We start from the raw sequence: 22,248 nt of genomic DNA on the forward strand, positions 1-22,248 counted from the left end.
GCTCACCGACAAGCAGGATCTTTTCACCGGCGAGTTCTGGCTGGGCGCGCGCGCGACCGAGCTCGGCCTTGTCGACGGGGCCGCCCATATCGAGCCGAAACTCAAGGAATTCTACGGCGAGAAAACGCGCTTTGCCCGTTACGGCCGCAAGCGAAGCCTCTTCCAGCGGTTCGGGGCCACGCTGATGGCCGATGCGCTGTCCGCCGTCGAGGAGCGCGCGCAATATTCCCGGTTCGGCCTCTGACGTGATCGTCAAGATCGTCATACTCTTTCTGGTCTTCATGGGGGTCATGGCCATGTTCGGGAAACTCAGGTTTCCCGGCCAGAAACGTCTGCAATCCGCCAAATGCCCCCGGTGCGGCAAGTTCCGCATCGGCAAGGGTCCGTGTTCCTGTTCGAAGGGCCGCAAGCCATGATGCCATGGCTCCTGTCCGGTCTGGGCCTGGCCATCCTGCTGCTGGCGGGCGATGCACTGGTGAAGGGGGCAGTGAACCTGAGCCTGCGGGTTGGCGTGCCGGCGCTGATCGTTAGCCTCACGATCGTCGCCTTCGGCACCTCGGCACCGGAGTTGCTCATTTCCGTCAATGCGGTTCTCGAGAACAAGCCCGGCCTCGCGCTGGGCAATGTCGTGGGGTCCAATACCGCCAACGTGCTTCTGGTGCTGGGCGTGCCGGCCCTGCTGTCCGTTCTGCACACCAGTGACTGTCACTGTTCAAAGACCTATCTTTTCATGCTCGGGGCGTCAGCCCTGTTCATCGGGTTGGCGTTTCTCGGGGAATTCACTTTCGTTTCCGGGCTGATATTGCTTGGGGTGCTTGCGTTCATCCTCGGCGATGCCTTCCGTCAGGCGCGCGCACACAGGCGGGAAGCGGCGGCGCTGGCCCTTGCGAGCGATGACAGCGAGGATGTCGAAGGCGCCGATCCGGACATGCCGTGGTGGCAGATTCTGGTTTTCCTGCTGCTGGGTCTCGTCGGTTTGCCGCTCGGCGCGGATATATTGGTAGACAACGCGTCGATCATCGCCCGGCAATTCGGCGTCAGCGACGCGGTGATCGGTCTGACGCTGGTCGCGTTCGGCACGTCCCTGCCCGAACTGGCGACAACGGTCATGGCCGCCCTGCGCAAGCAGGCCGATGTGGCGCTGGGCAATGTCATCGGCTCGAACATGTTCAACCTTCTGGCGATCATCGGCATCACGGCCCTTGTGGGTGACATCCCCGTTGATCGCGAATTCCTGAATTTCGATCTCTGGGTGATGCTGGGCGCCTCGCTCCTGCTTATCCCGTTCGTGTTTTTCGAGCGGGATATCTCGCGAATATGGGGCACGGCCTTGACGGGCCTTTATGTGATCTACGTCACGCTTGTACTTATCTGACCGGAGGTTTTGACAATGCGGGCGTTGGTAACCGGAGCGGGAAAACGCCTCGGCCGTTCCATGGCGCTGGAACTTGCACGGCAGGGCTATGATGTGGCGCTGCACTACGCGACGGCAGGCGACGAGGCTGCCGAGGTGGCGTCGGAAATTCACCGCATGGGCCGCACGGCCGTCACGTTGTGCGCCGACCTTCTGGATGAAACGCAGGTGCATGACCTGCTACCGCGGGCCGGCGAGGCGCTGGGCGGGAACATCACCTGTCTGGTCAACAATGCCTCGATTTTCGAATACGACAATATCGGGACCGCCGACCGGAAAAGCTGGGACAGGCATTTCGAATCCAACCTGCGCGCGCCCTTCGTGCTGACGCAGGCGGTCGCATCACAAGTCCCCGACCCGACCACCGATGAACTGGGGGAACCCGTGGCACAGGGGCTCGTCATCAACATGATCGATCAGCGTGTGCGCAAGCTCACCCCGGAATTCATGAGCTACACACTGGCGAAATCGGCGTTGTGGACGCTCACCCAGACCGCCGCGCAGGCACTGGCGCCCCGGGTGCGGGTCAATGCGATCGGCCCCGGCCCGACCCTCAAGGGTCACCGCCAGAGCGAGGATCATTTCAGCCGTCAGCGCCGCAACACGGTGCTGTCGCGCGGCGCGAACGAGAGCGATATAAACGCGGCGCTGCGGTACTTCCTGATGGCGCCCGCGGTAACCGGCCAGTTGCTGTGCATTGATGGCGGCCAGCACCTTGGATGGGAAACGCCGGACGTTCTGGGCGTGGAGTGACGGCACAGGCTCACGTGACTTGTGCACGTGGGCCAACGGCCTCGGCAAAGTGTTACAAAAATGATAATGTTTTCATGTCCTTGTGTTTTCATCAAAAGATAATGTTGAAAAAACAATACCTTAATTTGCCGCCTAAAAATTAGGCAACCTGCAGAACCCAGTCTAAAACAACAAAAATTTCCACCTTCCCGAAACTTGTCTCCAGACTTGTCCACAGGAACGGTGGAGATGTTTCCCCTTGTTCCCCACGCGCGGACATTGCAGCCCCGAACGAGAATCATATCTGAGTACCCATGTGCGACAGCCCCGATCATGAAGCGCCCGAAACCGGCCATGCGGTGATCCAGTCCTATCTCAAGACGCTGGACAGTTCCCCCGGCGTCTACCGGATGCTGGACGCGCAAGCCCGTGTTCTCTATGTCGGCAAGGCGCGCAATCTCCGGGCACGGGTGTCGAATTACGCGCGGCCTTCGGGCCATACGCGGCGCATTGCCCGGATGATCAGCGAAACCGCCTCGATGATGTTCCTGACCACCGCGACGGAAACCGAGGCGCTGCTGCTGGAGCAGAACCTGATCAAGCAGCTCAAGCCGCGCTACAACGTGCTGCTGCGCGACGACAAGAGCTTCCCGAACATCCACGTGACGTCGCACGACTTTCCGATGATCCGGAAACATCGCGGCGCCAAGAAGGACGCCGGGGCGTATTACGGCCCGTTCGCAAGCGCCGGCGCGGTGAACCGGACGCTTGCGCAATTGCAGCGCGTCTTTCTTTTGCGCGATTGCTCGGATGCCATGTTCGAAAGCCGCACGCGCCCCTGCTTGCAATACCAGATCAAGCGGTGCTCGGCCCCGTGCGTGGGCAAGATCAGCAAGGCCGATTACGCCGCGGCCGTCGCCGATGCCGAGCGCTATCTTTCCGGTAAGTCCACGGACATACAGGCCAAGCTCAAGGCCGAGATGGCGGACGCATCGGCATCGCTGGAATTCGAGCGCGCGGCGGCACTGCGCGACCGGATCAAGGCGCTGACGCAGGTCCAGACTTCTCAGGGGATCAATCCCCGCACCGTCACCGAGGCCGACATCCTCGCGCTGCACCTCGAAAAGGGGCAAGCCTGCGTGCAGGTGTTCTTCATCCGCGCGGGCCAGAACTGGGGCAACCGGGACTTCTACCCGCGCGTCGGCCCCGACGTGGAAGAGGCCGAGGTGCTGCAGGCCTTCATCGGCCAGTTCTACGACGGGAAGGAGCCGCCGCGCCAGCTCCTCCTGTCCCACCCGATCGAGAGCACGGACCTGATGGAGCAGGCGCTCGCGGAAAGACGGGGCCGGAAGGTCTCCTTGACCGTGCCCAAGCGCGGGGAGAAAGCGGAGCTCGTCGATGCCGCGATGCGCAACGCCCGCGAAAGCCTCGCGCGGAAGATGGCCGAGACCGCGACACAGGGGCGCCTGCTGGCCGGGCTGCGCGACGCGTTCGACCTGCCGGCCCCGCCGCAACGCATCGAGGTTTACGACAACTCGCACATTCAGGGTGAAAATGCCGTCGGCGCCATGATCGTCGCCGGCCCCGACGGGTTCCTCAAGAACCAGTACCGCAAGTTCAACATCAAGGGCGATGACGTCACCCCCGGCGATGATTTCGGCATGATGAAAGAGGTCCTGACGCGGCGGTTCAAGCGGCTTCTCAAGGAAGACCCCGACCGGCAAGAGGGGCACTGGCCCGACCTTTTGCTGATCGACGGCGGTGCCGGGCAGGTCTCGGCGGTGCACGATATCATGCTAGAACTGGGTGTTGACGACATTCCGATGGTGGGGGTCGCCAAGGGCGTGGACCGTGACCACGGCAAGGAGGAATTCCACCGCGTCGGCGCGCGGCCCATGGCGCTGAAACACAACGACCCGGTTCTCTACTTCATTCAGCGGCTGCGCGACGAGGCGCACCGCTTCGCCATCGGGACGCATCGGGCCAAGCGCGGGAAATCCGTTGCGGCCTCGCCGCTGGACGACATTCCGGGGGTCGGCGCGGCCCGCAAGCGCGCGCTGCTGGCCCATTTCGGCTCGGCCAAGGCGGTCAGCCGGGCCGCCCTGGCCGATCTCAAGGCCGTGGAGGGCGTTTCGGGGGCACTGGCGCAGAAGGTCTATGACCACTTCCATGAAAAGGGATAGATCGTCACCTTCACCTTGTCCTTCCGAGTCGTTAGACAGGCGGCATGACAATCACGGTTCCCAATATACTGACGATAATCCGGTTGCTCGCCGCGCCGGGCGTGGCCGTGATGTTTCTCTATTTCCACCGGCCCTGGGCGGACTGGTTCGCGCTGCTGCTGTTCATCGGTGCCGCGCTGACGGACTGGATCGACGGCTACCTCGCGCGAAGCTGGAAACAGGAAACGAAGCTCGGCGCGATGCTCGACCCGATCGCCGACAAGGCGATGGTCGTGATCGCGTTGATGGTGATCGTCGGGTATTCCTCGATGTCGCCGTGGCTGGTGCTGCCGGCCACCTTCATCCTGTTCCGCGAGGTTTTCGTCTCGGGTCTGCGCGAGTATCTCGGCGATGTCGCCGGCAAGCTGAAGGTGACGAGCCTTGCCAAGTGGAAGACGACCACCCAGATGGTGGCCATCGCCGTCCTCTTCGCCCAAGGCGTGTTCGAGCACTATTTCGCGATGTCGGCCATGGGTTTGGACAATTCGCGTGTCGTTGATATCCTTGACGGGAACGGCGAGGACATGCGCGGCCTGCGCTGGAAGATGACAGTCATGGTCTGGGCGGGTCATGCCGGGCTCTGGCTGCTCTGGGTCGCCGCCGGGCTCACCCTCGTCACGGGCTATGATTACTTTCGCAAGGCAATGCCCCATCTGAAGGATGATGACTGATGGATGTTCTCTACTTTGCCTGGGTCCGGGAACGGATCGGCCAACCGCGCGAACGGGTCGACTCCAAGGCGGCCACCGTGCGCGAGCTTGTCGAGGAGTTGCGCGCGCGCGAGGATCGCTACGCCGCCGCCTTCGCCGATCTCGCCGCCCTGCGCGTCGCCGTGGACCAGGAACTCACCGATTTCGACGCGTCCCTGTCAGATGCCCGGGAGGTGGCGTTCTTCCCCCCGATGACCGGGGGCTGAACCATGGATGTCCGGGTTCAGTCCGCCGCGTTCGATTTCGGGCAAGAAGCCAGCGATTTCGCCGCGCGGCTAAATGGCATGGGGGCGGTGGTTACCTTTTCGGGGATCGTGCGTGACACCGAGGCGGGCGCGCTGCGCCACATGGAGATCGAGCATTATCCCGGTATGACGGAAAAGGCGCTGGCAACGATCGCCTCGGAGGCGGAAAAGCGATGGAGCCTCGGGGGCGTGCTGGTTATCCACCGCCACGGCCTGCTGGCCCCGGACGAGATGATCATGATGGTCGCGACCGCGGCGCGCCACCGGCAGGATGCCTTTGCCGCCGCCGAATTCCTGATGGATTACCTGAAATCGCGCGCCCCCTTCTGGAAGAAGGAAACAACCTCCGACACCGCCGAATGGGTCGCCGCCCGGACGGAGGACGAGGACGCGCTGAAACGCTGGTAGCCGCCGGTTTTCCATTCGCGGCGCGGCGCCGTCATGCCAGCGTTCGCGCGATTTCCGGCCCGATGCCCGCCGCCGCATCCACCAGGGGCGGCCGAAGATTCAGCCACCGGTCGTCCCCTGTCTGGTATGCTTTCAAGGCTTTCAACGCGGGGATCAGCCCGGCATCCTGTAGCGCCTTTCGGTGGCGGTTCACCTGTTCCATGGCGGTCCGGGCAGCATTCGCATCACCTGTCTTGATGCAATCGTAGACAGCGCGGATCGCCCTCACGTTGGAATTGCATCCCGCCGAGATGCAGCCGGCCCCGCCCTGCTGCATGGCCTCGGGCATCAGGCTCTCCGAGCCCGGGAAAACGGAAATGCCGGGGGCGCTTTCGATGGTGCGCCGGGTGTTTTCCGGGTCGCCGGAACTGTCCTTCAGCGCAATGACGGTGTCGGGGAAAGCGTTGTTCAGACGGGCGGCAAGCGCCGGGGATATGCCGATGCCCGTGTTTTGAGGGATGTGATACAGGCAGAGGCGCAGATCATCCGCGCCGATCTTCTCGATCAGCTCGCTGAAATACCGGTAAAGCCCGTCATCGCTCGCCTGCACGTAAAAGAACGGCGGCAGTACCAGTGCCGCCTTGCAGCCCAGCTCGTGCGCGTGCCGCGTCAGCGCCAGCGTCTCCTCAAGCGAACACAGGCCCGTGCCGGGCATCAACCGGTCCGGCCGCGCCGTGCCGGTCGTGACGAGCTTTTCCAGAAGTGACCTGCGTTCCCGCGCGCTTATCGAAAGCGCCTCGCTCGTCGTGCCGAAGGGGGAAAGGTAATGCGCGCCGTCGGCCAAGCAGGTGGCGGCATGGTCGAGGTACAGGTCCTCGGCGATGGTCCGGTCGTCGTCGAAAGGTGTCAGCAAGGGGGTGATGACCCCGGATAACCATTTGTTTTGCATGGACCTGTGCCATTGTCTGAACGGGCGCCGGCGCCGTTGATCCGCGCCAGCGTCGGCAGCGTCCGACAAAGTGGCCGGATTATCAAGGGGCGGTCCCCGCGGAAACCGCCGCCGCGCCGATGTGGCCGAATGCGGTTGCCGCTTCCTTGATGCTTCGGGCACTCCGCGCACGCCAAGGGCGGTCAGGCGGATGACGGGCGGCATGCCGAAGATGATGATGACAAGCACCACCACCGGCCCCGGTGATCCGTTCAGCGCGATCGTGAGCGCATCCAGCACGCCCCGCATGCGCGCGGTGATCCCGTCGAACACGCCACCGCCGGCCTGCGCCGCGGCGTCGATCCGCGCCTGGAGCCACCCCGCGATCGCCGCCAGCGCCTTTCCCGTCATGCCGGGATAATGCTCGATCTCCATGTGGCGCAGCGCGCACGGCTCGACGACCCGATCGTGAAGAACGGCGGGCGCTACACGATGGCACATGGGCGATGATGCGCCACACGGCCGTCTATGACAGCGAAGCGGACAGGCAGGCGGCGGTTGGCTCGGTGCGGCATGTCCTTGGCCAGTTCGGCAACCTGATGATGAAAAAGGGCGACGTCATCAACGGTTTCCCCGAACAGGTGCCGCTGGAGGAACTGGACGGAAACGCGCGGGTCGATCCGGAGATACTGGAAGAAAACCTCATGTTCGGCCGCCCGGCCGAGGTGGTCGAGAAACTGAAGATGTACAACGGGATCGGCGTGGGGGCCTTTGTCTATTACGCCTCGATGGGGATGGACACGGCGCAGCAGAAACGCTCGCTTCGCCTGTTCATAGACGAGGTGATCCCCGAATTCGCCGAGAAGGAGCTTGCCCATGCCGATTGAGATCCGGCGCACCTTGACGCTGTCGCAGACCACCTTTGGCGACGGCTGGAAACAGGTGGCAAGCCCAACGCGGTTTCTGACGGCCATGGCGATCATCCGCAACCCGTGGTTCGGCCGCGGCCATGTGGCGGATCTCGGCCCCGAGGTCCGCGAATACTGCCCCGAGCTGGGCCAGCTCCTGACCGGGATCCTGCTCGAGCAGACGGTCGATGCGCTTGGGGGCTGCGGCAAGGCCAGCGTGGTCGGCATGGGCGGCGAGATCGTACACGCAAAGGCGCTGACCCATTCGCTCTGGTTCGGCAACCAGTTCCGCGAGGCGATCAAGGCCAAGAGCTACCTCGCCTTCACCAACACGCGCGGGACGGCGGGCGGCGCTTGCATTATCAGACGATCCATACCTGCGTGCCGGACGCTCCCGCGGAGGACGAGATCTTCGTCGCGCCGGGCGCGCCCGTCGCGGTGCTGATCCACGGTCTGGGGCTGACCCGTGCCAGCACGTGGGGGGCCATCGCCCCCGGGCTCGCGGATCGTTTCAGGGTCCTGACCTGTGATCTGCCGGGGCACGGCGAAACGGTGCTGCCCGACGGCCCGGTGAACCTCTCCGCGCTCGGCGCGCAGCTTTTCGACCTGGTGAATGAACTGGCCATCGGGCATGCCGCGCTGGTCGGGTTCCCCCTCGGCGGGATGATCAACCGTCGCTGTGCCATGGATCAGCCCGGCCGGGTTTCGGCGCTGGCGATCCTGAATTCGCCGCACGAGCGCGGGCCGGAAGCGCAGGAACTGGTCGAGGCCCGCGCCCGCGACACCGGCGCGGGCGGGGCGGCCGCAACGATAGACGCGACGCTGGAACGGTGGTTCTCCCCCGCCTTCCGCGGTGATCACCCCGATGCGGTGGACCGCGTGCGCGGTGGTGCTGGCCAACGATCATGCCAATGACGCCGCGCACCGCCGGGTGCTGGCCGAAGGCGTGCGGGACCTGATCCGCCCCGATCCGCCGATCATGCACGCCGATCTGGTGATGACATGCGAGAACGACAGCGGATCGCCCCCGCCATGAGCCACGCGATCGCGTCCGAGATACCGGGCGCCGAAACGGTGATCGTCCCCGGTCTGCAGCACTTGGGGCTGATCGAACAGCCCGCGCTCTTTGCCGGCTCAATCAAGGATTTTCTGGGGCGTGCATCGGCCTGAGGCAAGCGAACGGGAATGAGCGACCCGAAAAGCATGACGGGCGACGAGGCGGCCGTGGAAGCGTTGAAGGCCGAGGGCACCAGCCATGTCTTCGGGGTGATCGGTTCTGCCACGATGGAAATGTTCGGCGCGCTTTACGACGCGCGCGACATCCGCTTCATCGGCGTGCTTGACGAACGCACCGGCACCCATATGGCCGACGGCCTCGCCCAGGCCAACGCCGCCTACGCGCCCGTCGTTTCGATCGCGGGGGCGCTGGCATCGGGGCATGTCTATCGCGATGCCCTTCAGGAAGTGGACCGGCAGGCGCTGTTCAAGCCTGTCACCAAGAAGACATGGACCGCGACTGGCGCCGACCGCCTCCCCGAGATGTTCCGCGAGGCGATGGTGCCGCGCCGCGGCCCGGTCCAGCTCAACCTGCCGCGTGACGTGCTTTCGCGTCTCGCCGCGCGCGCCACGGCCGATGCATGGGGCGATGCCTTCAAGGCCGAGCGCGCCGCCTATCTTGACCGACGCGATGCCGAGCCACCGCTCGGGCCTTTTCAAGGCCCTTCGCGACGTGCTGCCCCATGACGCCGCGGTGACGATGGACGCGGGCAGGCTCTGCCTTCAGGCGACCGACGTGCTGAACTACCACCATCCCCGCAGTCTGTTCACCCCGCTTGATTTCGGGCTGGTGGGGTTCTCTTTTGCCTGCGGGCTGGGGGCCAAGCTGGCCGCGCCGGACCGTCCGGTCGTGTCGCTGATGGGGGATGGCGGCTTCGGCATGACGGTGTCGGAACTCGGCACCGCGGTCGACCACGGGATCAATACCGTGACGGTGGTTATGAACAACCGCTGCCGGGGCGCGGAAAACGCCTATCAGCGCGATTTATTCGGCGAACGCTATATTGGCGCCGACATTTCCAACCCGCCTTTCGACAAGCTGGCCGAACTGTACGGTGCCAAGGAGTACCGCGCCGAAACCCCGTCCGACACGGCGGCCACGATCGAGGACGCGCTGACCTGCGGACGCCCGGCTGTGGGGGGTGTGCAGGTGGGCCCGGCCGCGCTCTACTCGTTCCGCCGCGACAGCTTCAAACACCGAGGAGGATGAAATGACCGACAAGACCTATCCCGCCACCGAGGCACAGCGCCGGACCGCGGACTGGAACCCGATGTGGGACATGCTCGGAGACCTCGACCCGGATTATCTCGAGGCGGTCCTCGCCTTCCGGGCCGTGCCGCAGAAACAGGGGCCGTTGCCCCGGAAAACCAAGGAACTGATCTCCATCGCGATCAACGCCGCGACAACGCACCTGTGGGCGCCGGGGTGCGTCGCCATATCCGCAACGCCCTGAACGAAGGTGCGACCAAGGAGGAGATCCTCGAAGCGATCCAGCTCACCTCGATCATTGACATCGCCGGCCTATCGGCAGCAATAGAGGAGATGATTGAAAATGGTCAAAGTGGCAGGGTTTGAGCCTACGACCGCTGCTTCCCGACGGCCAAGGCATTAGTGATCCGGCATATTCGACCTTTGACTAATGCAACCTTTGACGTTTCGTTTTCAATGAAAACAAGGTTCTAATTTTGCTTTTCTATTGTTTGCGGTGCGCTGCGATCTGCGCGAATGCATTTGCACCGTGCTTCCCATGTGCTTCCCGTAGCGAAATGGCCCAAGATTGACTGACCAAGACCATAGTGGACAAGCTCGCACCGCGAGACAAAGAGCACTTTGTTTGGGGCGGCAAACTTTCGGGCGTTGGCGTCCGGGTCTGGCCCACTGGAAGCTATGCGGGAAACCGGGTGACGGGGTTTGTTGGCCGAGGGAAGACGAAACCCAAACTGATCAGCAAGCGCAAAAGAGTAGCTTAATTCACGCGGCAAACTGTCCGCGGGTTGGGGAGTAGCTCACACTCCTTCCGTGAGCTCGAAAGCCTATCATGGGTGTCCACCAATCCGGGGCGGGATCAGTCGCAGCTTGCAGGCACGCGGGCTTCTATCTGAATGGCCTGGTGCTGGAACCGGTGAATTGGCTGTCCCGGTCGAAGCGGCCGGCGACGCATGCCGCCAGTATTGGCTCTCTGGCAAAGCGACTGAGGGGCTACGAAGCGCCACTTGTTATGGCCTTCATGATAGGTATCGCGGTACCTGTCAGAGCAGCGATTGCGGCGTCGGGAAAATCGTGTCAGCTTGTGGTTGTGCCGGTTCCGGGCAGTGGACGGCAGGCCGAGGTCCGTGTGGCCATCACAGCGATCACGCCGGAGCTGCTGAGCCTGTAGCCAATGGGGTCAGCTTCGACCCGATATGACCCGGATTTACCCCTGCTGTTCTTACTACGTGCTTACCGTTAGAGTAAGCACATACGCACGGGTCAACTAAGCCATTGCAACTATTGGTCGGAGTGGCAGGATTCGAACCTACGACCCCTGCCTCCCGAAGACAGTGCTCTACCAGGCTGAGCTACACTCCGACCGTGGAGAGCCGATTATACCCGTGCTGTCATTTTTGCAATAGCGGATTCGCCCGATATGCCCGTGTTCGGGCGCATCCTGCCATGTCAGCGGATCGGGACGCAGGTCATCTGGGCGTAGGTCTCGTCCAGATGATCGACCGCGCAATCGAGGCCGCGGATCGGCGGCGGGGGCGGCGGGCCGTCGCCGCAATCGAGCCGGGCCGTCACAACGGCCTGATCCCCGTCAAGATGGGCCACGCGGCAGCCGCTGACCGTCTCGATGGCCATGATGGCGCGCGGGGCTACCGCGGCAAGGCGCGGGGCCCATTCGCTGTTCAGGCGGATCGCCTGCGCGCGCCGCCCCTTGACCCGGATGTCAAAGACCGCCCCGCCGATGACGGCGCGGTCTGGTGCGATCCCGTGGAAGGCGGGGCCGGGCCCGTTGCAAGCGGCCAGCACCGCCATCAGCAGGCATGTCCCCGCGATCCGCATCCGGTGAGCGTGCCAGCGCGGGGTTAACAAATCCTTGCGCACGCCTCTGCGCGCGGGAGCGACAATCCGCCCCTTCATATCGCGCCCCCGATATGCTACATATTCACGAATTAGAATGTGTAGCGATGAAGGAGGCCCCGATGCCCCGCATGTCCGACCGTCCGGCTGACCAGTACAGCCCTCTTTATTTCCTCGCCTCGCTCGGGGCAGGCGGATTGGTGGTGACCTTTTTCATGTACCTGCTGTTCTGGGTCCCGCACCCGGGCCGGCCGGTTCCGGTCTTCGCCGACATCGCCGCTGCCTTTGAGCACGGCGCCTGGCCGTTGCACCTGGCCATCGGGGTTGCGCTGGTCGGGATCGCCGTCATGGCATTCCTCAACATCCGTTCGCTTGTCTGGAACCTGCGCGCGTTGGCCGCCTTCCGCGGGACGGAGGCTTACCGCGCGCTGCGCCGCAGCAACGGCGAGACGACGCTGCTGGCCGGGCCGTTGGCCGCGGCGATGTCGATCAACGTGGCCTTCATCGTCGGGCTGGTTTTCGTGCCCGGCCTCTGGGGCCTGCGCGAAGTGCTGTTTCCTGTCGCACTGCTGGCCTTCATGGGCCTCGGGGCCTGGGCTTTCCGCCTGATCGGCGATTTCCTGGGCCGGGTGCTGAGCGGCGGCGGGATCTTCGATGTCACCGCCCACAATTCCTTCGCGCAGCTGCTGCCGGCTTTCGCCGTGGCGATGATCGGCGTGGGGCTGGCCGCGCCCGCCGCGATGAGCGCGGTGACCCCGACCATCGGCGTGAGCCTTGTACTCAGCACCTTTTTCGGGGTCACGGCCATGATCTACGCGGTTGTGGCGGCCATCACCGGCTTCAACTCGATGCTGCATCACGGCACCGCGAAGGAGGCCGCGCCGACCCTGATGGTCATCGTTCCGATCGTCACCGTGCTCGGCATCATGTTCATGCGCCAGAGCCACGGGCTGCACACCGCCTTCGGCACCCCCGGCGCCCCCGGGGAGACGCTGATCTTCCTTGCGCGGCTGCTGGCGGTCGAGGTGCTGTTCCTTGCGCTCGGCCTGCTGGTTTTGCGCCGGCTGGATTATGCCGCCGAGTATCTGACCGGCCCGCGTGACAGCGCCGGCGCCTATGCCCTGATCTGCCCCGGCGTGGCCTTCGCGGTGCTGATGCATTTCTTTACCAACAAGGGGCTGGTCGCGGCCGGGGTCATCGACAAGTTCGGACCGGCCTTCTGGAGCCTGACCGCCATTGCCATCGTCGCGCAGGTCGCGATGATCTGGCTGCTGGCGCACCTCAACCGGCGGCATTTCGGCCGACAGGCGGCGCAGCGCGCCGGCAGCCAAGCCTGAAACGCCTCCGGGTGGCCGTGGTGATGCCCGTGGCGGGCCCTTTCCTTTCGCAGCGTGGCGAATATGCTGTGCGCGGACAAGAAGCGAAGGGGGCCGTCCATGATCGTCAACATCACCGTGATCCTTGCCGCGCAATTGTTGGGCGAGGTTCTGGCCCGGCTTCTGGCCCTGCCGGTTCCCGGCCCGGTGATCGGCATGGCGCTGCTGCTTGCGGGGTTCATGGCCAGCCGTAGGCTGGCCGACCGCATTCTGCCCACCTCGCAGGGCATCCTTGCGCATCTCTCGCTTCTCTTCGTGCCGGCGGGCGTGGGCGTGATCAGCCATGCCGACGTTCTCGGCGCCTCGGGGCTTGCGCTCATGGCCGCGCTGGCGGGCAGCACGTTGCTTGCCCTGATCGCGGGGGCGCTGACCTTCGTGGCGCTGGTGCGCCTGACCGGCGGCAAGGAGGCGCGGGAATGACCGGCCTGCCCGACATCTGGTCCTACCTGCGCGAGGGGCCCCTTCTGTGGCTCACCGCCACATTGCTGGCCTACCTTGTCGGCGACGCCCTGTTCCGGGCCAGCGGGCGCAACCCGCTGGCCAACCCGGTTCTGCTGGCGATGGGGATGCTTGCCGCGGTTCTCTGGGCCACCGCCACGCCCTACGCCACCTATTTCGAAGGTGCCCAGTTCGTGCATTTCATGCTCGGCCCGGCCACCGTCGCGCTGGCGGGGCCGCTTTACACCAACCGGCACCATGTGCGTCACGCGCTTCTGCCCATGGCCGGTGCGCTGGTCGTGGGGTCGGGCACCGCGGTCGCGTCGGCGCTCTGGATCGCGGGGGCGCTGGGCGTTGAAGGCGTGGCGCTGGCCTCGCTCGCGCCGAAATCAACGACCGCGCCGGTGGCCATCGGCATTGCCGAGAAACTGGGCGGGCTGCCCACCCTGACCGCCGCGCTGGTCATCCTGACCGGCATCATCGGGGCGGTAATCGTGACGCCCCTGATGAACGCCATGGGCATCCGCGACTGGCGGGCGCGCGGGTTCGCCGTCGGCGTCGCCGCGCACGGTATCGGCACCGCCCGCGCCTTCCAGGTGAATGATACCGCCGGGGCCTTCGCCGGGATCGGCATGGGGCTGAATGCCTTGCTAACGGCGCTTCTTGCGCCTTATGTCTTGTCCCTGTTCCCGTAATTCCCGAAGGACCGCGCGAGATGACCGAAGATACCGACCGCCACGCCATGAAGATGGCCAAGAAGAAGGCCGCCCGCGACAAGATCATGGCCACCAAGACAGACGAGAAAGGGCTGATCGTCGTTCATACCGGCAAGGGCAAGGGCAAGTCCTCGGCGGCCTTCGGCATGATCTTCCGTTGCATCGCGCATGACATGAAATGTGCCGTCGTGCAGTTCATCAAGGGCGGCATGAGCACGGGCGAGCGCGACCTGATCATGTCGAAATTCGCGGACACCTGCACGTTTCACACCATGGGCGAAGGTTTCACCTGGGAAACGCAGGACCGCACGCGCGACACCGAGATGGCACAGGCCGCGTGGGAAAAGGCCAAGGAGCTGATCCGGGATGAGGCCAACAAGATGGTCCTGCTGGACGAGATCAATATCGCGCTGCGGTACGATTACCTCGATATCGACGAAGTGGTGCGTTTCCTCGCCGAGGAAAAGCCGTACATGACCCATGTTGTCCTGACGGGGCGGAACGCCAAGGAAGACCTGATCGAGATCGCCGACCTCGTCACCGAGATGGACCTCGTGAAGCATCCGTTCCGCTCCGGGGTCAAGGCGCAGATCGGCGTGGAATTCTGACTCGGGTCGCCCCTGCACGACGGGCCGGGAAAATATGATCAAATTTTGTTTCATTGCTGGCGGCCCCGGCCGGGCCGGCACAGGGTACGGACGACAGTGACCCTTCCTGACCCGGAGACCGCCATGACGGACCGACCTGTTCGTGTCGCGCTCAACGGGTTCGGCCGTATCGGCCGGACCCTGCTGCGCATCCTGCTGCGCGACGCGCCGGATATCGAGCTGGTGCTGATCAACGAGATCGAGCCGCTGCCGACCTGCGCCTACCTGTTCCAGTATGACAGCGTCTTCGGCCCGTGGCCGGGCGAGGTGACGGCGGAGGAGGGCGCGTTGCGCGTCGATGGCCGCCGCATCCCCTTCCATGCCGCGCCGGATCTCAGCACGCTCGACCTGCACGGTGTCGATCTGGTGCTGGAATGCACCGGCATGGGCGGCAAGCGGGCCGTGGCCGAACGCGGCCTTGACGCCGGCGCGCGGGCGGTACTGGTCTCGGGCCCGTCGGCCGAGGCTGATGTCACCTTGGTGCTGGGCGCCAACGAGGGCGATCTGGCGGATCAGCGGATCATTTCCAACGCGTCCTGCACGACCAACGCGCTTGCCCCGCTTGCCCGGCTGCTGGACGGCGCCGTCGGTATCGAAAGCGGCCAGATGACCACCGTGCATTGTTACACCGGCAGTCAGCCCACGGTGGACAAGCCGCGTGATGCCCCCGAACGCAGCCGCGCGGCGGCGCTGTCGATGGTGCCGACAACGACCAGCGCGCAACACCAGACGGGTCTGGTGCTGCCGCAGCTGTCGGGCCGGATCGAGGCGCGCGCCATCCGTGTGCCCACCGCCAGCGTGTCCTGCATCGACCTGACGGTCCAGACCCGCGAACCGGTGACCGAGGCGGCGGTGAACGCGGTGCTGAAATCCGCCGCCGAAAGGTCGCCCGTCTTCGGCTGGACCGAGCAACCGCTCGTCAGTTCGGACCTGCGCGGCCGGTCCGAATCGATCATCCTGTGCGGGCCGGAAACGTCGGTCTCCAACGGCGGGTTGCTCCGGGTCTTCGGCTGGTACGACAACGAGTGGGGCTTTTCCTGCCGGATGGTCGACATGGCGCGGCGCATCGCCGGGCGCTGACCGGGCTCAGCCCCCGTGGGCCTCCAGACTGTCTTGCGGGGCCTCGGCGCGCTCGAACATGCCGTAATCGCGCATGACATGGGCGACGCGCAGCCGGTAATCGGCAAAGACCCCGCCGCGGCCTTCGGCCTGCGCCTTGCGATGCGCGGCAAGGCGCCGCCATTGCTGCACCGCGTCCTCGTTTTCCCAAAACGAGATCGACAACAGCTTGTCCGGGTCGGTCAGGCTCTGGAAACGTTCGACCGAGATGAAACCGTCGATCTGTTCGGCAAGGGGCCGCATCTCGGCCGCGATGTCCAGGTAATGGGCCTGCCGGCCTTCTGCCGGGATGACTTCGAATATGATGGCGATCATGGCGGGCCTCCGGTGCTGGAATCTTGGTCGCGGCAGTCTCGGTGCGGCGCGCGTCAAGTGCAACCGGATTGCGAAACGCGGTGGCCCCGCCGGCACGTCGGGCCAGATTGCACTGGCAATAAGTCCAGTGTAGCGTGCTTTTATGGCGATTTCCGTCGAAACCTTCTTTCTCGACCCCGAAGGCGAGGGCACGCTGCAGGCCCGGATCCAGCAGATGATCGCGCAGGGCATCCTGTCGGGCCGGTTCCGCAAGGGGGAAAAACTGCCCTCGTCGCGCAAGCTGGCCCGGCATCTCGGGGTCAGCCGCATCACCGTGACGCTGGCCTACACCGAGCTTCAGGCGAACGACTACCTCGAATCGCGCGATCGCTCGGGCTATTTCGTGTCGCGCAACGCGCCCGAGCCGCCGCAGTTTCCAGCCCACCACCCGCGGCGGGACACGATCGACTGGAACCGCGCCTTGGGGCGGCGCTACACGGGCGGCGCCACGCCGGAAAAGCCGCAGGACTGGTCGAGCTATCGCTATCCCTTCATCTACGGGCAGACGGATCCGACGCTTTTCGATCATGCCAGTTGGCGGCATTGTGCCCTGCGCGCACTGGGGCAGAAGGACTTCCAGGCGCTAACCAGCGACTACTACGATCAGGATGATCCCAGGCTGATCGAATTCATCGCCCGCCACACGCTGCCCCGGCGCGGTATCCTCGCGGAACCGGGCGAGATCCTGTTGACGATGGGCGCGCAGAACGCGCTGTGGCTGACGGCGCAGGTGCTGCTGACCCAACGGCGCACGGCGGCAATCGAGGAGCCGTGCTATCACGCGCTTCGCGATATCCTGACGCAATCGCGTTGTCATCTGGCCCCCGTCGCGGTGGACCGCGACGGGATGCCGGCCGAGGGCCTGCCGCCGCGCGCCGACGTGATCTTCGTGACCCCCAGCCACCAGTCGCCCACAAACGCCACGATGCCATTGGCGCGGCGCAAGGCCCTGCTGGACAGGGCGCGGGCGATGGACGCGCTGATCGTCGAGGACGATTACGAATTCGAGGTTTCTTTCCTGCGTTCGCCGCTTCCCGCGCTCAAGTCGCTCGATTCCGACGGGCGCGTGATCTATGTCGGCAGTTTCTCGAAATCCATCTTTCCGGGTCTCAGGCTGGGCTATCTTGTCGGGCCGCAGCCTTTCATCCGCGAGGCGCGGGCGCTGCGGGCCAGTGTGCTGCGTCATCCGCCGGGCCACATGCAGCGGACAGCCGCCTATTTCCTGAGCCTTGGCCACTACGACAGCCTTGTGCGGCGGATGGGCCAGGTTTTCGCGGGGCGCCGCAGGGTGATGGAAAACGCGCTCGAGGCGCATGGCCTCGGCGTTGCCGGGCGCGGGGTTTTCGGCGGCAGCTCCATCTGGATGAAAGCCCCCGGGAACGTCGATACCGCCGACCTCGATCGCCGGTTGCGGGCGCGGGGCGTGCTGATCGAGCCGGGACATTCGTTTTTCGGCGGCTCCCGTCCGCCGAGGAATTACTACCGGCTGGCATACTCTTCCATAACGGCCGAGCGCATCCCGGAAGGCATCGGGCGCATCGCAAGCGAATTGGCCGGATGAACGAAGACCACCCGGATCCCGACGTTGACGGCGCCCTTTCGGAATATTTCCTGAAAATGTAATGAAATTAATATTTTATACCGACGGCGGGCGTCTGCCCGGTGCACGGTTTCGCCCGTTGTGCATCCATGTCCGAATTTTCTGGATATATGCTATGATCGCTATTGGCCCTAGAATGCCGCTGGCCCGCCGTTTAGCGTCAGGGTGAAAGTCCGTCCCCCTGAAAACGCGCAGAGCCGAGGATTGCCAGATGAAGATGACGACCGAAGAAGCGTTCGTGAAAACGCTGCAACGCCACGGGATAGAACATGCCTTCGGCATCATCGGCTCGGCCATGATGCCGATCTCGGACATTTTCCCCAAGGCCGGCATTACCTTCTGGGATTGCGCGCACGAGGGCAGCGCCGGCATGATGGCCGATGGTTTCACCCGGGCAACGGGCGGGATGTCGATGATGATCGCGCAGAACGGGCCGGGGATCACCAACTTCGTCACCGCCGTCAAGACCGCCTACTGGAACCACACGCCGCTGCTGCTCGTGACGCCGCAGGCGGCCAACAAGACCATCGGGCAGGGGGGCTTCCAGGAGGTCGAGCAGATGAAACTGTTCGAGGACATGGTCGCCTACCAGGAAGAGGTGCGGGATCCGACGCGCGTTTGCGAAGTGCTCAACCGCGTCATCATGCAGGCCAAGCGCATGAGCGCGCCGGCGCAGATCAACATCCCGCGGGACATGTGGACTCAGGTGGTGGATGTCGACCTGCCCGCGATCATCGATTTCGAGCGCCCGCGGGGCGGTGAGCAGGCGCTGAGCGAAGCGGCCGCGCTGCTGAGCGCCGCGAAATTCCCGGTCATCCTGAACGGCGCCGGTGTCGTGCTGGCGGGCGGAATCGACGCGTCGCGCGCGCTGGCCGAACGGCTGGATGCGCCCGTCTGCGTGGGCTATCAGCACAACGACGCCTTCCCGGGCTCCCATCCGCTTTTCGCCGGGCCGCTGGGTTACAACGGGTCCAAGGCGGCGATGGAACTTATTTCCAGGGCCGACGTGGTGCTGTGCCTCGGCACGCGCCTCAACCCGTTCTCGACCCTGCCGGGCTATGGCATCGACTACTGGCCGCAGGATGCCAGTATCATTCAGGTGGACATCAACCCCGACAGGATCGGCCTGACCAAGAGGGTCAGCGTGGGGATCGTGGGCGACGCCGGAAAAGTCGCGACCGCGATCCTCGGGCAGCTGGATGACGCGGCCGGCGACGCGAACCGCGAGGAGCGCAAGGCGATCATCGCCAAGACCAAGTCGGCCTGGGCGCAGGAACTGTCCAGCATGGACCACGAGGAGGACGACCCGGGCACCAGCTGGAACGCACGGGCGCGCACGGCCAAGCCCGACTGGATGAGCCCGCGCATGGCATGGCGCGCGATACAGCAGGCCCTCCCCAAGGAGGCGATCATCAGCTCGGACATCGGCAACAACTGCGCGATCGGCAACGCCTATCCCAGCTTCGAGGCGGGCCGCAAATACCTTGCGCCCGGCTTGTTCGGCCCCTGCGGCTATGGCCTGCCGTCGATCATGGGCGCCAAGATCGGCCAGCCGGACGTGCCGGTCGTGGGCTTCGCGGGCGACGGCGCTTTCGGCATCGCGGTCAACGAACTGACGGCGATCGGCCGCGCGGAATGGCCGGCGATCACGCATATCGTTTTCCGCAATTACCAATGGGGCGCCGAGAAGCGCAACTCGACCCTGTGGTTCGACGACAACTTCGTGGGGACCGAACTGGACGAGGGCGTGTCCTATGCCAGGATCGCCAAGGCCTGCGGCCTCAAGGGCGTGGTCGCGCGCACGATGGACGAATTGACCGCGGCGCTGGACGAGGCGATCAAGGACCAGATGCAGAACGGCAGGACGACGCTGATCGAGGCGATGATCAACCAGGAACTGGGGGAGCCGTTCCGCCGCGACGCGATGAAAAAGCCCGTCGAGGTGGCCGGGATCGACCCGGCGGACATGCGCCCCCAGCAGGGCGGGTGACACGGCCGCGGGCGCGGGGCGGCCGGACGCCGCGCCGCGGCCCGCCCGGCGTCGTGGTACGCCGGCGGGCGTCATCCGGGGCACATGTTTCCGGTGCAGGTTACAAGACCCGGCAGACAACGCCCGAATCGACCCGACCGAGGACACCATGACCGAGCCCTTCCCGTTCCTTTCCGATACCCCGCCCCATGCGCCCGAAAGGCTTTTGAAACAGGCGCGCGGCCTGCCGCCCATGCGCGTCGCGCTGGTCAATGCGGGGGCCGAGCTGCCCCTCCAGGGGCTGCGCGAGGCCGCCGAGGCCGGGTTTGCCGAGCCCGTCCTGATCGGGGACAAGGCTCGCATCAAGGCATGTGCCGAACGTATCGGCTGGGATATCGCGGATATCCGCCTCGTCCACGCGCCACAGGCCGGGGCCGCGCCGATGGCCGCCGAGCTGGCGCGCACCGGGCAGGTTCAGGCGATCATGAAAGGGCAGATCCACACATCCACCTTTCTCAAGGCGCTCCTGCCGATGGCGGCGGGTCTGCGCGAGGCCGGCGCGCGCTGCGGGCATGTCTTTCACATCACGGCACCGCATTCCGACCGGCCGCTGCTGCTGACCGATGCCGCGTTGAACGTCGACCCCGACATCGAGACGCGGCAGGCCTGCCTGACCCATGCCGTGACGCTGGCGCGCCAACTGGGGATGGAACGGCCCAAGGCCGGCATCCTGTCGGCCAACGAAGATCCGATCCCGTCCTTGCAGAACTCGATGGATGCCGCGGTCATCGCCGACTGGGCCAGGACGGCGCTGCCCGAGGCCGAGGTCGCCGGGCCGATGGCGCTCGACCTGATATTCTCGAAAGAGGCCGCGGACGCCAAGAACTACAGCTCGCCCGTGGCGGGGGATGCCGACATCGTCCTGACGCCGAACATCACCACCGGCAACGCGCTGTTCAAGCTGATGATGCTGGGTATGGGCTGCTGTTGCGCCGGCGTGCTGCTGGGCGCCAAGGTGCCCATCCTTCTCACGTCGCGCGCGCAATCGCCGGCGGCGCGCATCGCGTCGGCGGCGCTGGGCGTGATCGCCGCGGAGGCGCGGCCATGATCCTCGTCGTCAATGCCGGTTCCAGCTCGGTCAAGGTCCAGCTTTTCGATGACGCGCTTGACACGGTGCTTGACGGCGCGGTGTCCGAAATCGGGGGCGATGCGCGGTTCAGACTTGGTGACGACACGCGGCAGGTCGCGGCGCCCGATCACCTGTCGGCGCTGTCGCATCTGCTGGATGCGATGGCGGCACAGGGCGTCGCGCCCGACAGGCTCGACGCGGCGGCGCATCGCATCGTGCACGGGGGCGCCACCCTGACGGCGCCCGTGCGGCTGACAAGGGACGTGCAGAGCCGAATCGCGGCCTGCAATGACCTTGCGCCGCTTCACAATCCGCACAACCTGTCAGGGGTGCAGGCGCTGGCCACGCTGGCCCCCGCGCTGCCGCAATACGGCAGCTTCGACACCGCGTTCCACGTCACCAATCCGGCGGTGGCCACCACCTACCCCATTCCCGAGCCCGAGAGGGCAAAGGGCATTCGCCGCTACGGGTTCCACGGCCTGAGCTATTCCGGGCTTGTCGACGCGCTGCGCCCCGATCTGCCGCGCCGCCTGCTGGCGATGCATCTGGGCAACGGCGTCAGCCTGTGCGGCATCCTCGACGGCCGGTCGGTGGCCTCCTCGATGGGGTATTCGCCGGTGGACGGGCTGGTGATGGGGACCCGGCCCGGCAGCCTCGACAGCATGGCGGTCCTGCGCATGGCCGGAGATCACGGGATCGACGGCGCCACGCACATGCTCAACCATGATTGCGGGCTGCGCGCGCTGGCGGGCACCAACGACATGCAGACGATCCTCGACCGGCCCGACGACGCCGCGCGCTTCGCGGTGGAGCATTTCTGCTACTGGGCGCTGCGCCATGCCGGGGGGGTGATCGCGGCGATGCAGGGGCTCGATGCGATCGCCTTCACCGGCGGCATCGGCGAGAATGCCGCGCCGATCCGGGCCCGGATCATGGACGGGCTGGGCTGGGCCGGCCTGCGGGCGGACAGCGCGGCGAACGCGGCCGGCGCCCGGCAATTGCACGCGCCCGACTCCGCCGTCGCCGCCCTTATCGTGCCGGCCAACGAGGAACGGGTCATCGCCGCCGATGCCCGGCGCCTGATCGAGGCGGGGCAATGACGCCACGGCCCGGATCGCGGCCCGGCCACCGGGTTGCGGGCGTCGGTGCCCGCGCCGCCCCGCGCCGCTGCCATGCCCGGATCGCAAGGAGTGGCGCCCGATCTTTTGGTTTTTCGGGACACGTTTTCGGGAAAACC

The 22,248-nt window shown here is 65.3% G+C and carries 28 protein-coding genes, 1 tRNA gene and 1 pseudogene; 26 read left to right on the forward strand and 4 right to left on the reverse strand.

The features are described from left to right. From ACH107_RS09430 to ACH107_RS09465, 8 genes and pseudogenes are all read left to right on the forward strand, one after another. A pseudogene (locus ACH107_RS09430) lies at positions 1–244 on the forward strand (S49 family peptidase); the annotation flags it as partial. Position 245: 1 nt separating this feature from the next. After that, positions 246–416 (forward strand): hypothetical protein, encoded by a 171-nt coding sequence (locus ACH107_RS09435; RefSeq protein WP_412505622.1) that lies wholly within the window; start codon positions 246–248, stop codon positions 414–416. Further along, the gene (locus tag ACH107_RS09440; RefSeq protein ID WP_412505623.1) at positions 413–1,375 is read left to right on the forward strand and encodes a calcium/sodium antiporter; all 963 of its coding nucleotides are present in this window, start codon (positions 413–415) and stop codon (positions 1,373–1,375) included. The genes ACH107_RS09435 and ACH107_RS09440 overlap by 4 nt, the downstream gene beginning before the upstream one ends. Before the next feature lie 15 nt (positions 1,376–1,390). After that, entirely contained in the window at positions 1,391–2,167 is a 777-nt protein-coding gene (locus ACH107_RS09445; protein ID WP_412505624.1) for an SDR family oxidoreductase, read from the forward strand. A 293-nt stretch (positions 2,168–2,460) separates the two neighbouring features. Then, complete coding sequence (gene uvrC / locus ACH107_RS09450) at positions 2,461–4,329, forward strand: excinuclease ABC subunit UvrC (protein WP_412505625.1); 1,869 nt, start codon at positions 2,461–2,463, stop codon at positions 4,327–4,329. A 44-nt stretch (positions 4,330–4,373) separates the two neighbouring features. Continuing rightward, positions 4,374–5,039 (forward strand): CDP-diacylglycerol--glycerol-3-phosphate 3-phosphatidyltransferase, encoded by a 666-nt coding sequence (gene pgsA, locus ACH107_RS09455; protein ID WP_412505626.1) that lies wholly within the window; start codon positions 4,374–4,376, stop codon positions 5,037–5,039. Beyond that, positions 5,039–5,284, forward strand: a complete 246-nt coding sequence (moaD, locus tag ACH107_RS09460; RefSeq protein ID WP_412505627.1) for a molybdopterin converting factor subunit 1 — start codon at positions 5,039–5,041, stop codon at positions 5,282–5,284. The genes pgsA and moaD overlap by 1 nt, the downstream gene beginning before the upstream one ends. A 3-nt stretch (positions 5,285–5,287) precedes the next feature. Beyond that, positions 5,288–5,731 carry a molybdenum cofactor biosynthesis protein MoaE gene (locus ACH107_RS09465; protein ID WP_412505628.1) on the forward strand — a complete coding sequence of 148 codons (444 nt, stop codon included), beginning with the start codon at positions 5,288–5,290 and terminating at the stop codon, positions 5,729–5,731. Between the two features lie 31 nt (positions 5,732–5,762). On the opposite strand, the gene ACH107_RS09470 is transcribed toward ACH107_RS09465, so the two are convergent. After that, positions 5,763–7,139, reverse strand: coding sequence for a dihydrodipicolinate synthase family protein (locus ACH107_RS09470; RefSeq protein ID WP_412505629.1), 1,377 nt, complete (start codon positions 7,137–7,139; stop codon positions 5,763–5,765). Positions 7,140–7,144: 5 nt separating this feature from the next. Between ACH107_RS09470 and ACH107_RS09475 the strand changes: the two genes are divergently transcribed. From ACH107_RS09475 to ACH107_RS09515, 9 genes are read left to right on the forward strand one after another with little or no spacing between them, the layout of a single operon-like run. After that, on the forward strand, positions 7,145–7,525 hold the full coding sequence (locus tag ACH107_RS09475) for a hypothetical protein (protein WP_412505630.1): 381 nt from the start codon (positions 7,145–7,147) through the stop codon (positions 7,523–7,525). Next, on the forward strand, positions 7,515–7,991 hold the full coding sequence (locus ACH107_RS09480) for an amino acid synthesis family protein (protein WP_412505631.1): 477 nt from the start codon (positions 7,515–7,517) through the stop codon (positions 7,989–7,991). The genes ACH107_RS09475 and ACH107_RS09480 overlap by 11 nt, the downstream gene beginning before the upstream one ends. Then, positions 7,928–8,461 (forward strand): alpha/beta fold hydrolase, encoded by a 534-nt coding sequence (locus ACH107_RS09485; RefSeq protein WP_412505632.1) that lies wholly within the window; start codon positions 7,928–7,930, stop codon positions 8,459–8,461. The genes ACH107_RS09480 and ACH107_RS09485 overlap by 64 nt, the downstream gene beginning before the upstream one ends. Beyond that, positions 8,412–8,582, forward strand: coding sequence for a hypothetical protein (locus ACH107_RS09490; RefSeq protein ID WP_412505633.1), 171 nt, complete (start codon positions 8,412–8,414; stop codon positions 8,580–8,582). The genes ACH107_RS09485 and ACH107_RS09490 overlap by 50 nt, the downstream gene beginning before the upstream one ends. Beyond that, positions 8,579–8,716 (forward strand): alpha/beta fold hydrolase, encoded by a 138-nt coding sequence (locus ACH107_RS09495; protein ID WP_412505634.1) that lies wholly within the window; start codon positions 8,579–8,581, stop codon positions 8,714–8,716. Before ACH107_RS09490 ends, ACH107_RS09495 begins: the two co-directional genes overlap by 4 nt. A 15-nt stretch (positions 8,717–8,731) precedes the next feature. Then, positions 8,732–9,289 (forward strand): thiamine pyrophosphate-binding protein, encoded by a 558-nt coding sequence (locus ACH107_RS09500; protein WP_412505635.1) that lies wholly within the window; start codon positions 8,732–8,734, stop codon positions 9,287–9,289. Continuing rightward, positions 9,234–9,812 (forward strand): thiamine pyrophosphate-dependent enzyme, encoded by a 579-nt coding sequence (locus ACH107_RS09505; protein WP_412505636.1) that lies wholly within the window; start codon positions 9,234–9,236, stop codon positions 9,810–9,812. Before ACH107_RS09500 ends, ACH107_RS09505 begins: the two co-directional genes overlap by 56 nt. A gap of 1 nt (position 9,813) precedes the next feature. Continuing rightward, complete coding sequence (locus ACH107_RS09510) at positions 9,814–10,056, forward strand: carboxymuconolactone decarboxylase family protein (RefSeq protein ID WP_412505637.1); 243 nt, start codon at positions 9,814–9,816, stop codon at positions 10,054–10,056. Beyond that, a complete protein-coding gene (locus tag ACH107_RS09515) occupies positions 10,029–10,178 on the forward strand; it encodes a hypothetical protein (RefSeq protein WP_412505638.1) in 150 nt (49 codons plus the stop codon). The genes ACH107_RS09510 and ACH107_RS09515 overlap by 28 nt, the downstream gene beginning before the upstream one ends. A gap of 916 nt (positions 10,179–11,094) precedes the next feature. On the opposite strand, the gene ACH107_RS09520 is transcribed toward ACH107_RS09515, so the two are convergent. Then, positions 11,095–11,171 (reverse strand) — tRNA-Pro (locus ACH107_RS09520). Between the two features lie 87 nt (positions 11,172–11,258). Next, positions 11,259–11,618: a hypothetical protein gene (locus tag ACH107_RS09525; RefSeq protein ID WP_412505639.1), complete on the reverse strand. Its 360-nt coding sequence runs from the start codon at positions 11,616–11,618 to the stop codon at positions 11,259–11,261. Between the two features lie 167 nt (positions 11,619–11,785). On the opposite strand from ACH107_RS09525, the gene ACH107_RS09530 reads away from it, so the two are divergent. From ACH107_RS09530 to ACH107_RS09550, 5 genes are all read left to right on the forward strand, one after another. Next, positions 11,786–13,000, forward strand: coding sequence for a TsoY family (seleno)protein (locus tag ACH107_RS09530; RefSeq protein ID WP_412505640.1), 1,215 nt, complete (start codon positions 11,786–11,788; stop codon positions 12,998–13,000). 99 nt (positions 13,001–13,099) lie between these two features. Further along, entirely contained in the window at positions 13,100–13,459 is a 360-nt protein-coding gene (locus tag ACH107_RS09535; protein WP_412505641.1) for a CidA/LrgA family protein, read from the forward strand. Then, a complete protein-coding gene (locus ACH107_RS09540; protein ID WP_412505642.1) occupies positions 13,456–14,172 on the forward strand; it encodes an LrgB family protein in 717 nt (238 codons plus the stop codon). Before ACH107_RS09535 ends, ACH107_RS09540 begins: the two co-directional genes overlap by 4 nt. A 20-nt stretch (positions 14,173–14,192) precedes the next feature. Continuing rightward, positions 14,193–14,801, forward strand: coding sequence for a cob(I)yrinic acid a,c-diamide adenosyltransferase (gene cobO, locus ACH107_RS09545; RefSeq protein ID WP_412505643.1), 609 nt, complete (start codon positions 14,193–14,195; stop codon positions 14,799–14,801). 123 nt (positions 14,802–14,924) lie between these two features. Beyond that, complete coding sequence (locus tag ACH107_RS09550; protein ID WP_412505644.1) at positions 14,925–15,920, forward strand: type I glyceraldehyde-3-phosphate dehydrogenase; 996 nt, start codon at positions 14,925–14,927, stop codon at positions 15,918–15,920. Positions 15,921–15,926: 6 nt separating this feature from the next. Here the strand turns inward: ACH107_RS09550 and ACH107_RS09555 are convergent, their stop codons facing one another. Beyond that, entirely contained in the window at positions 15,927–16,274 is a 348-nt protein-coding gene (locus tag ACH107_RS09555) for an antibiotic biosynthesis monooxygenase family protein (protein WP_412505645.1), read from the reverse strand. 142 nt (positions 16,275–16,416) lie between these two features. Between ACH107_RS09555 and ACH107_RS09560 the strand changes: the two genes are divergently transcribed. From ACH107_RS09560 to ACH107_RS09575, 4 genes are all read left to right on the forward strand, one after another. Continuing rightward, on the forward strand, positions 16,417–17,874 hold the full coding sequence (locus tag ACH107_RS09560) for a PLP-dependent aminotransferase family protein (RefSeq protein ID WP_412505646.1): 1,458 nt from the start codon (positions 16,417–16,419) through the stop codon (positions 17,872–17,874). A 250-nt stretch (positions 17,875–18,124) separates the two neighbouring features. Continuing rightward, positions 18,125–19,903: a sulfoacetaldehyde acetyltransferase gene (gene xsc, locus ACH107_RS09565; protein ID WP_412505647.1), complete on the forward strand. Its 1,779-nt coding sequence runs from the start codon at positions 18,125–18,127 to the stop codon at positions 19,901–19,903. 148 nt (positions 19,904–20,051) lie between these two features. Beyond that, the gene (locus tag ACH107_RS09570; protein ID WP_412505648.1) at positions 20,052–20,990 is read left to right on the forward strand and encodes a phosphate acyltransferase; all 939 of its coding nucleotides are present in this window, start codon (positions 20,052–20,054) and stop codon (positions 20,988–20,990) included. Next, the gene (locus tag ACH107_RS09575; RefSeq protein ID WP_412505649.1) at positions 20,987–22,111 is read left to right on the forward strand and encodes an acetate/propionate family kinase; all 1,125 of its coding nucleotides are present in this window, start codon (positions 20,987–20,989) and stop codon (positions 22,109–22,111) included. The genes ACH107_RS09570 and ACH107_RS09575 overlap by 4 nt, the downstream gene beginning before the upstream one ends. The last annotated feature ends 137 nt before the right edge of the window (positions 22,112–22,248 follow it).

It is taken from the genome of Roseovarius halophilus (ex Wu et al. 2025) (assembly GCF_047086965.1).

Excerpts from the sequence above, each read along its gene's own strand:
- ACH107_RS09440 (WP_412505623.1), top strand. The coding sequence starts at position 413 with ATGATGCCATGGCTCCTGTCCGGTCTGGGCCTGGCCATCCTGCTGCTG.
- ACH107_RS09445 (WP_412505624.1), top strand. The coding sequence starts at position 1,391 with ATGCGGGCGTTGGTAACCGGAGCGGGAAAACGCCTCGGCCGTTCCATG.
- uvrC (WP_412505625.1), top strand. The coding sequence starts at position 2,461 with ATGTGCGACAGCCCCGATCATGAAGCGCCCGAAACCGGCCATGCGGTG.
- pgsA (WP_412505626.1), top strand. The coding sequence starts at position 4,374 with ATGACAATCACGGTTCCCAATATACTGACGATAATCCGGTTGCTCGCC.
- moaD (WP_412505627.1), top strand. The coding sequence starts at position 5,039 with ATGGATGTTCTCTACTTTGCCTGGGTCCGGGAACGGATCGGCCAACCG.
- ACH107_RS09465 (WP_412505628.1), top strand. The coding sequence starts at position 5,288 with ATGGATGTCCGGGTTCAGTCCGCCGCGTTCGATTTCGGGCAAGAAGCC.
- ACH107_RS09470 (WP_412505629.1), bottom strand. The coding sequence starts at position 7,139 with ATGTGCCATCGTGTAGCGCCCGCCGTTCTTCACGATCGGGTCGTCGAG.
- ACH107_RS09475 (WP_412505630.1), top strand. The coding sequence starts at position 7,145 with ATGATGCGCCACACGGCCGTCTATGACAGCGAAGCGGACAGGCAGGCG.
- ACH107_RS09480 (WP_412505631.1), top strand. The coding sequence starts at position 7,515 with ATGCCGATTGAGATCCGGCGCACCTTGACGCTGTCGCAGACCACCTTT.
- ACH107_RS09490 (WP_412505633.1), top strand. The coding sequence starts at position 8,412 with ATGCGGTGGACCGCGTGCGCGGTGGTGCTGGCCAACGATCATGCCAAT.
- ACH107_RS09495 (WP_412505634.1), top strand. The coding sequence starts at position 8,579 with ATGAGCCACGCGATCGCGTCCGAGATACCGGGCGCCGAAACGGTGATC.
- ACH107_RS09500 (WP_412505635.1), top strand. The coding sequence starts at position 8,732 with ATGAGCGACCCGAAAAGCATGACGGGCGACGAGGCGGCCGTGGAAGCG.
- ACH107_RS09505 (WP_412505636.1), top strand. The coding sequence starts at position 9,234 with ATGCCGAGCCACCGCTCGGGCCTTTTCAAGGCCCTTCGCGACGTGCTG.
- ACH107_RS09510 (WP_412505637.1), top strand. The coding sequence starts at position 9,814 with ATGACCGACAAGACCTATCCCGCCACCGAGGCACAGCGCCGGACCGCG.
- ACH107_RS09525 (WP_412505639.1), bottom strand. The coding sequence starts at position 11,618 with ATGGCGGTGCTGGCCGCTTGCAACGGGCCCGGCCCCGCCTTCCACGGG.
- ACH107_RS09530 (WP_412505640.1), top strand. The coding sequence starts at position 11,786 with ATGCCCCGCATGTCCGACCGTCCGGCTGACCAGTACAGCCCTCTTTAT.
- ACH107_RS09535 (WP_412505641.1), top strand. The coding sequence starts at position 13,100 with ATGATCGTCAACATCACCGTGATCCTTGCCGCGCAATTGTTGGGCGAG.
- ACH107_RS09540 (WP_412505642.1), top strand. The coding sequence starts at position 13,456 with ATGACCGGCCTGCCCGACATCTGGTCCTACCTGCGCGAGGGGCCCCTT.
- cobO (WP_412505643.1), top strand. The coding sequence starts at position 14,193 with ATGACCGAAGATACCGACCGCCACGCCATGAAGATGGCCAAGAAGAAG.
- ACH107_RS09550 (WP_412505644.1), top strand. The coding sequence starts at position 14,925 with ATGACGGACCGACCTGTTCGTGTCGCGCTCAACGGGTTCGGCCGTATC.
- ACH107_RS09555 (WP_412505645.1), bottom strand. The coding sequence starts at position 16,274 with ATGATCGCCATCATATTCGAAGTCATCCCGGCAGAAGGCCGGCAGGCC.
- ACH107_RS09560 (WP_412505646.1), top strand. The coding sequence starts at position 16,417 with ATGGCGATTTCCGTCGAAACCTTCTTTCTCGACCCCGAAGGCGAGGGC.
- xsc (WP_412505647.1), top strand. The coding sequence starts at position 18,125 with ATGAAGATGACGACCGAAGAAGCGTTCGTGAAAACGCTGCAACGCCAC.
- ACH107_RS09570 (WP_412505648.1), top strand. The coding sequence starts at position 20,052 with ATGACCGAGCCCTTCCCGTTCCTTTCCGATACCCCGCCCCATGCGCCC.
- ACH107_RS09575 (WP_412505649.1), top strand. The coding sequence starts at position 20,987 with ATGATCCTCGTCGTCAATGCCGGTTCCAGCTCGGTCAAGGTCCAGCTT.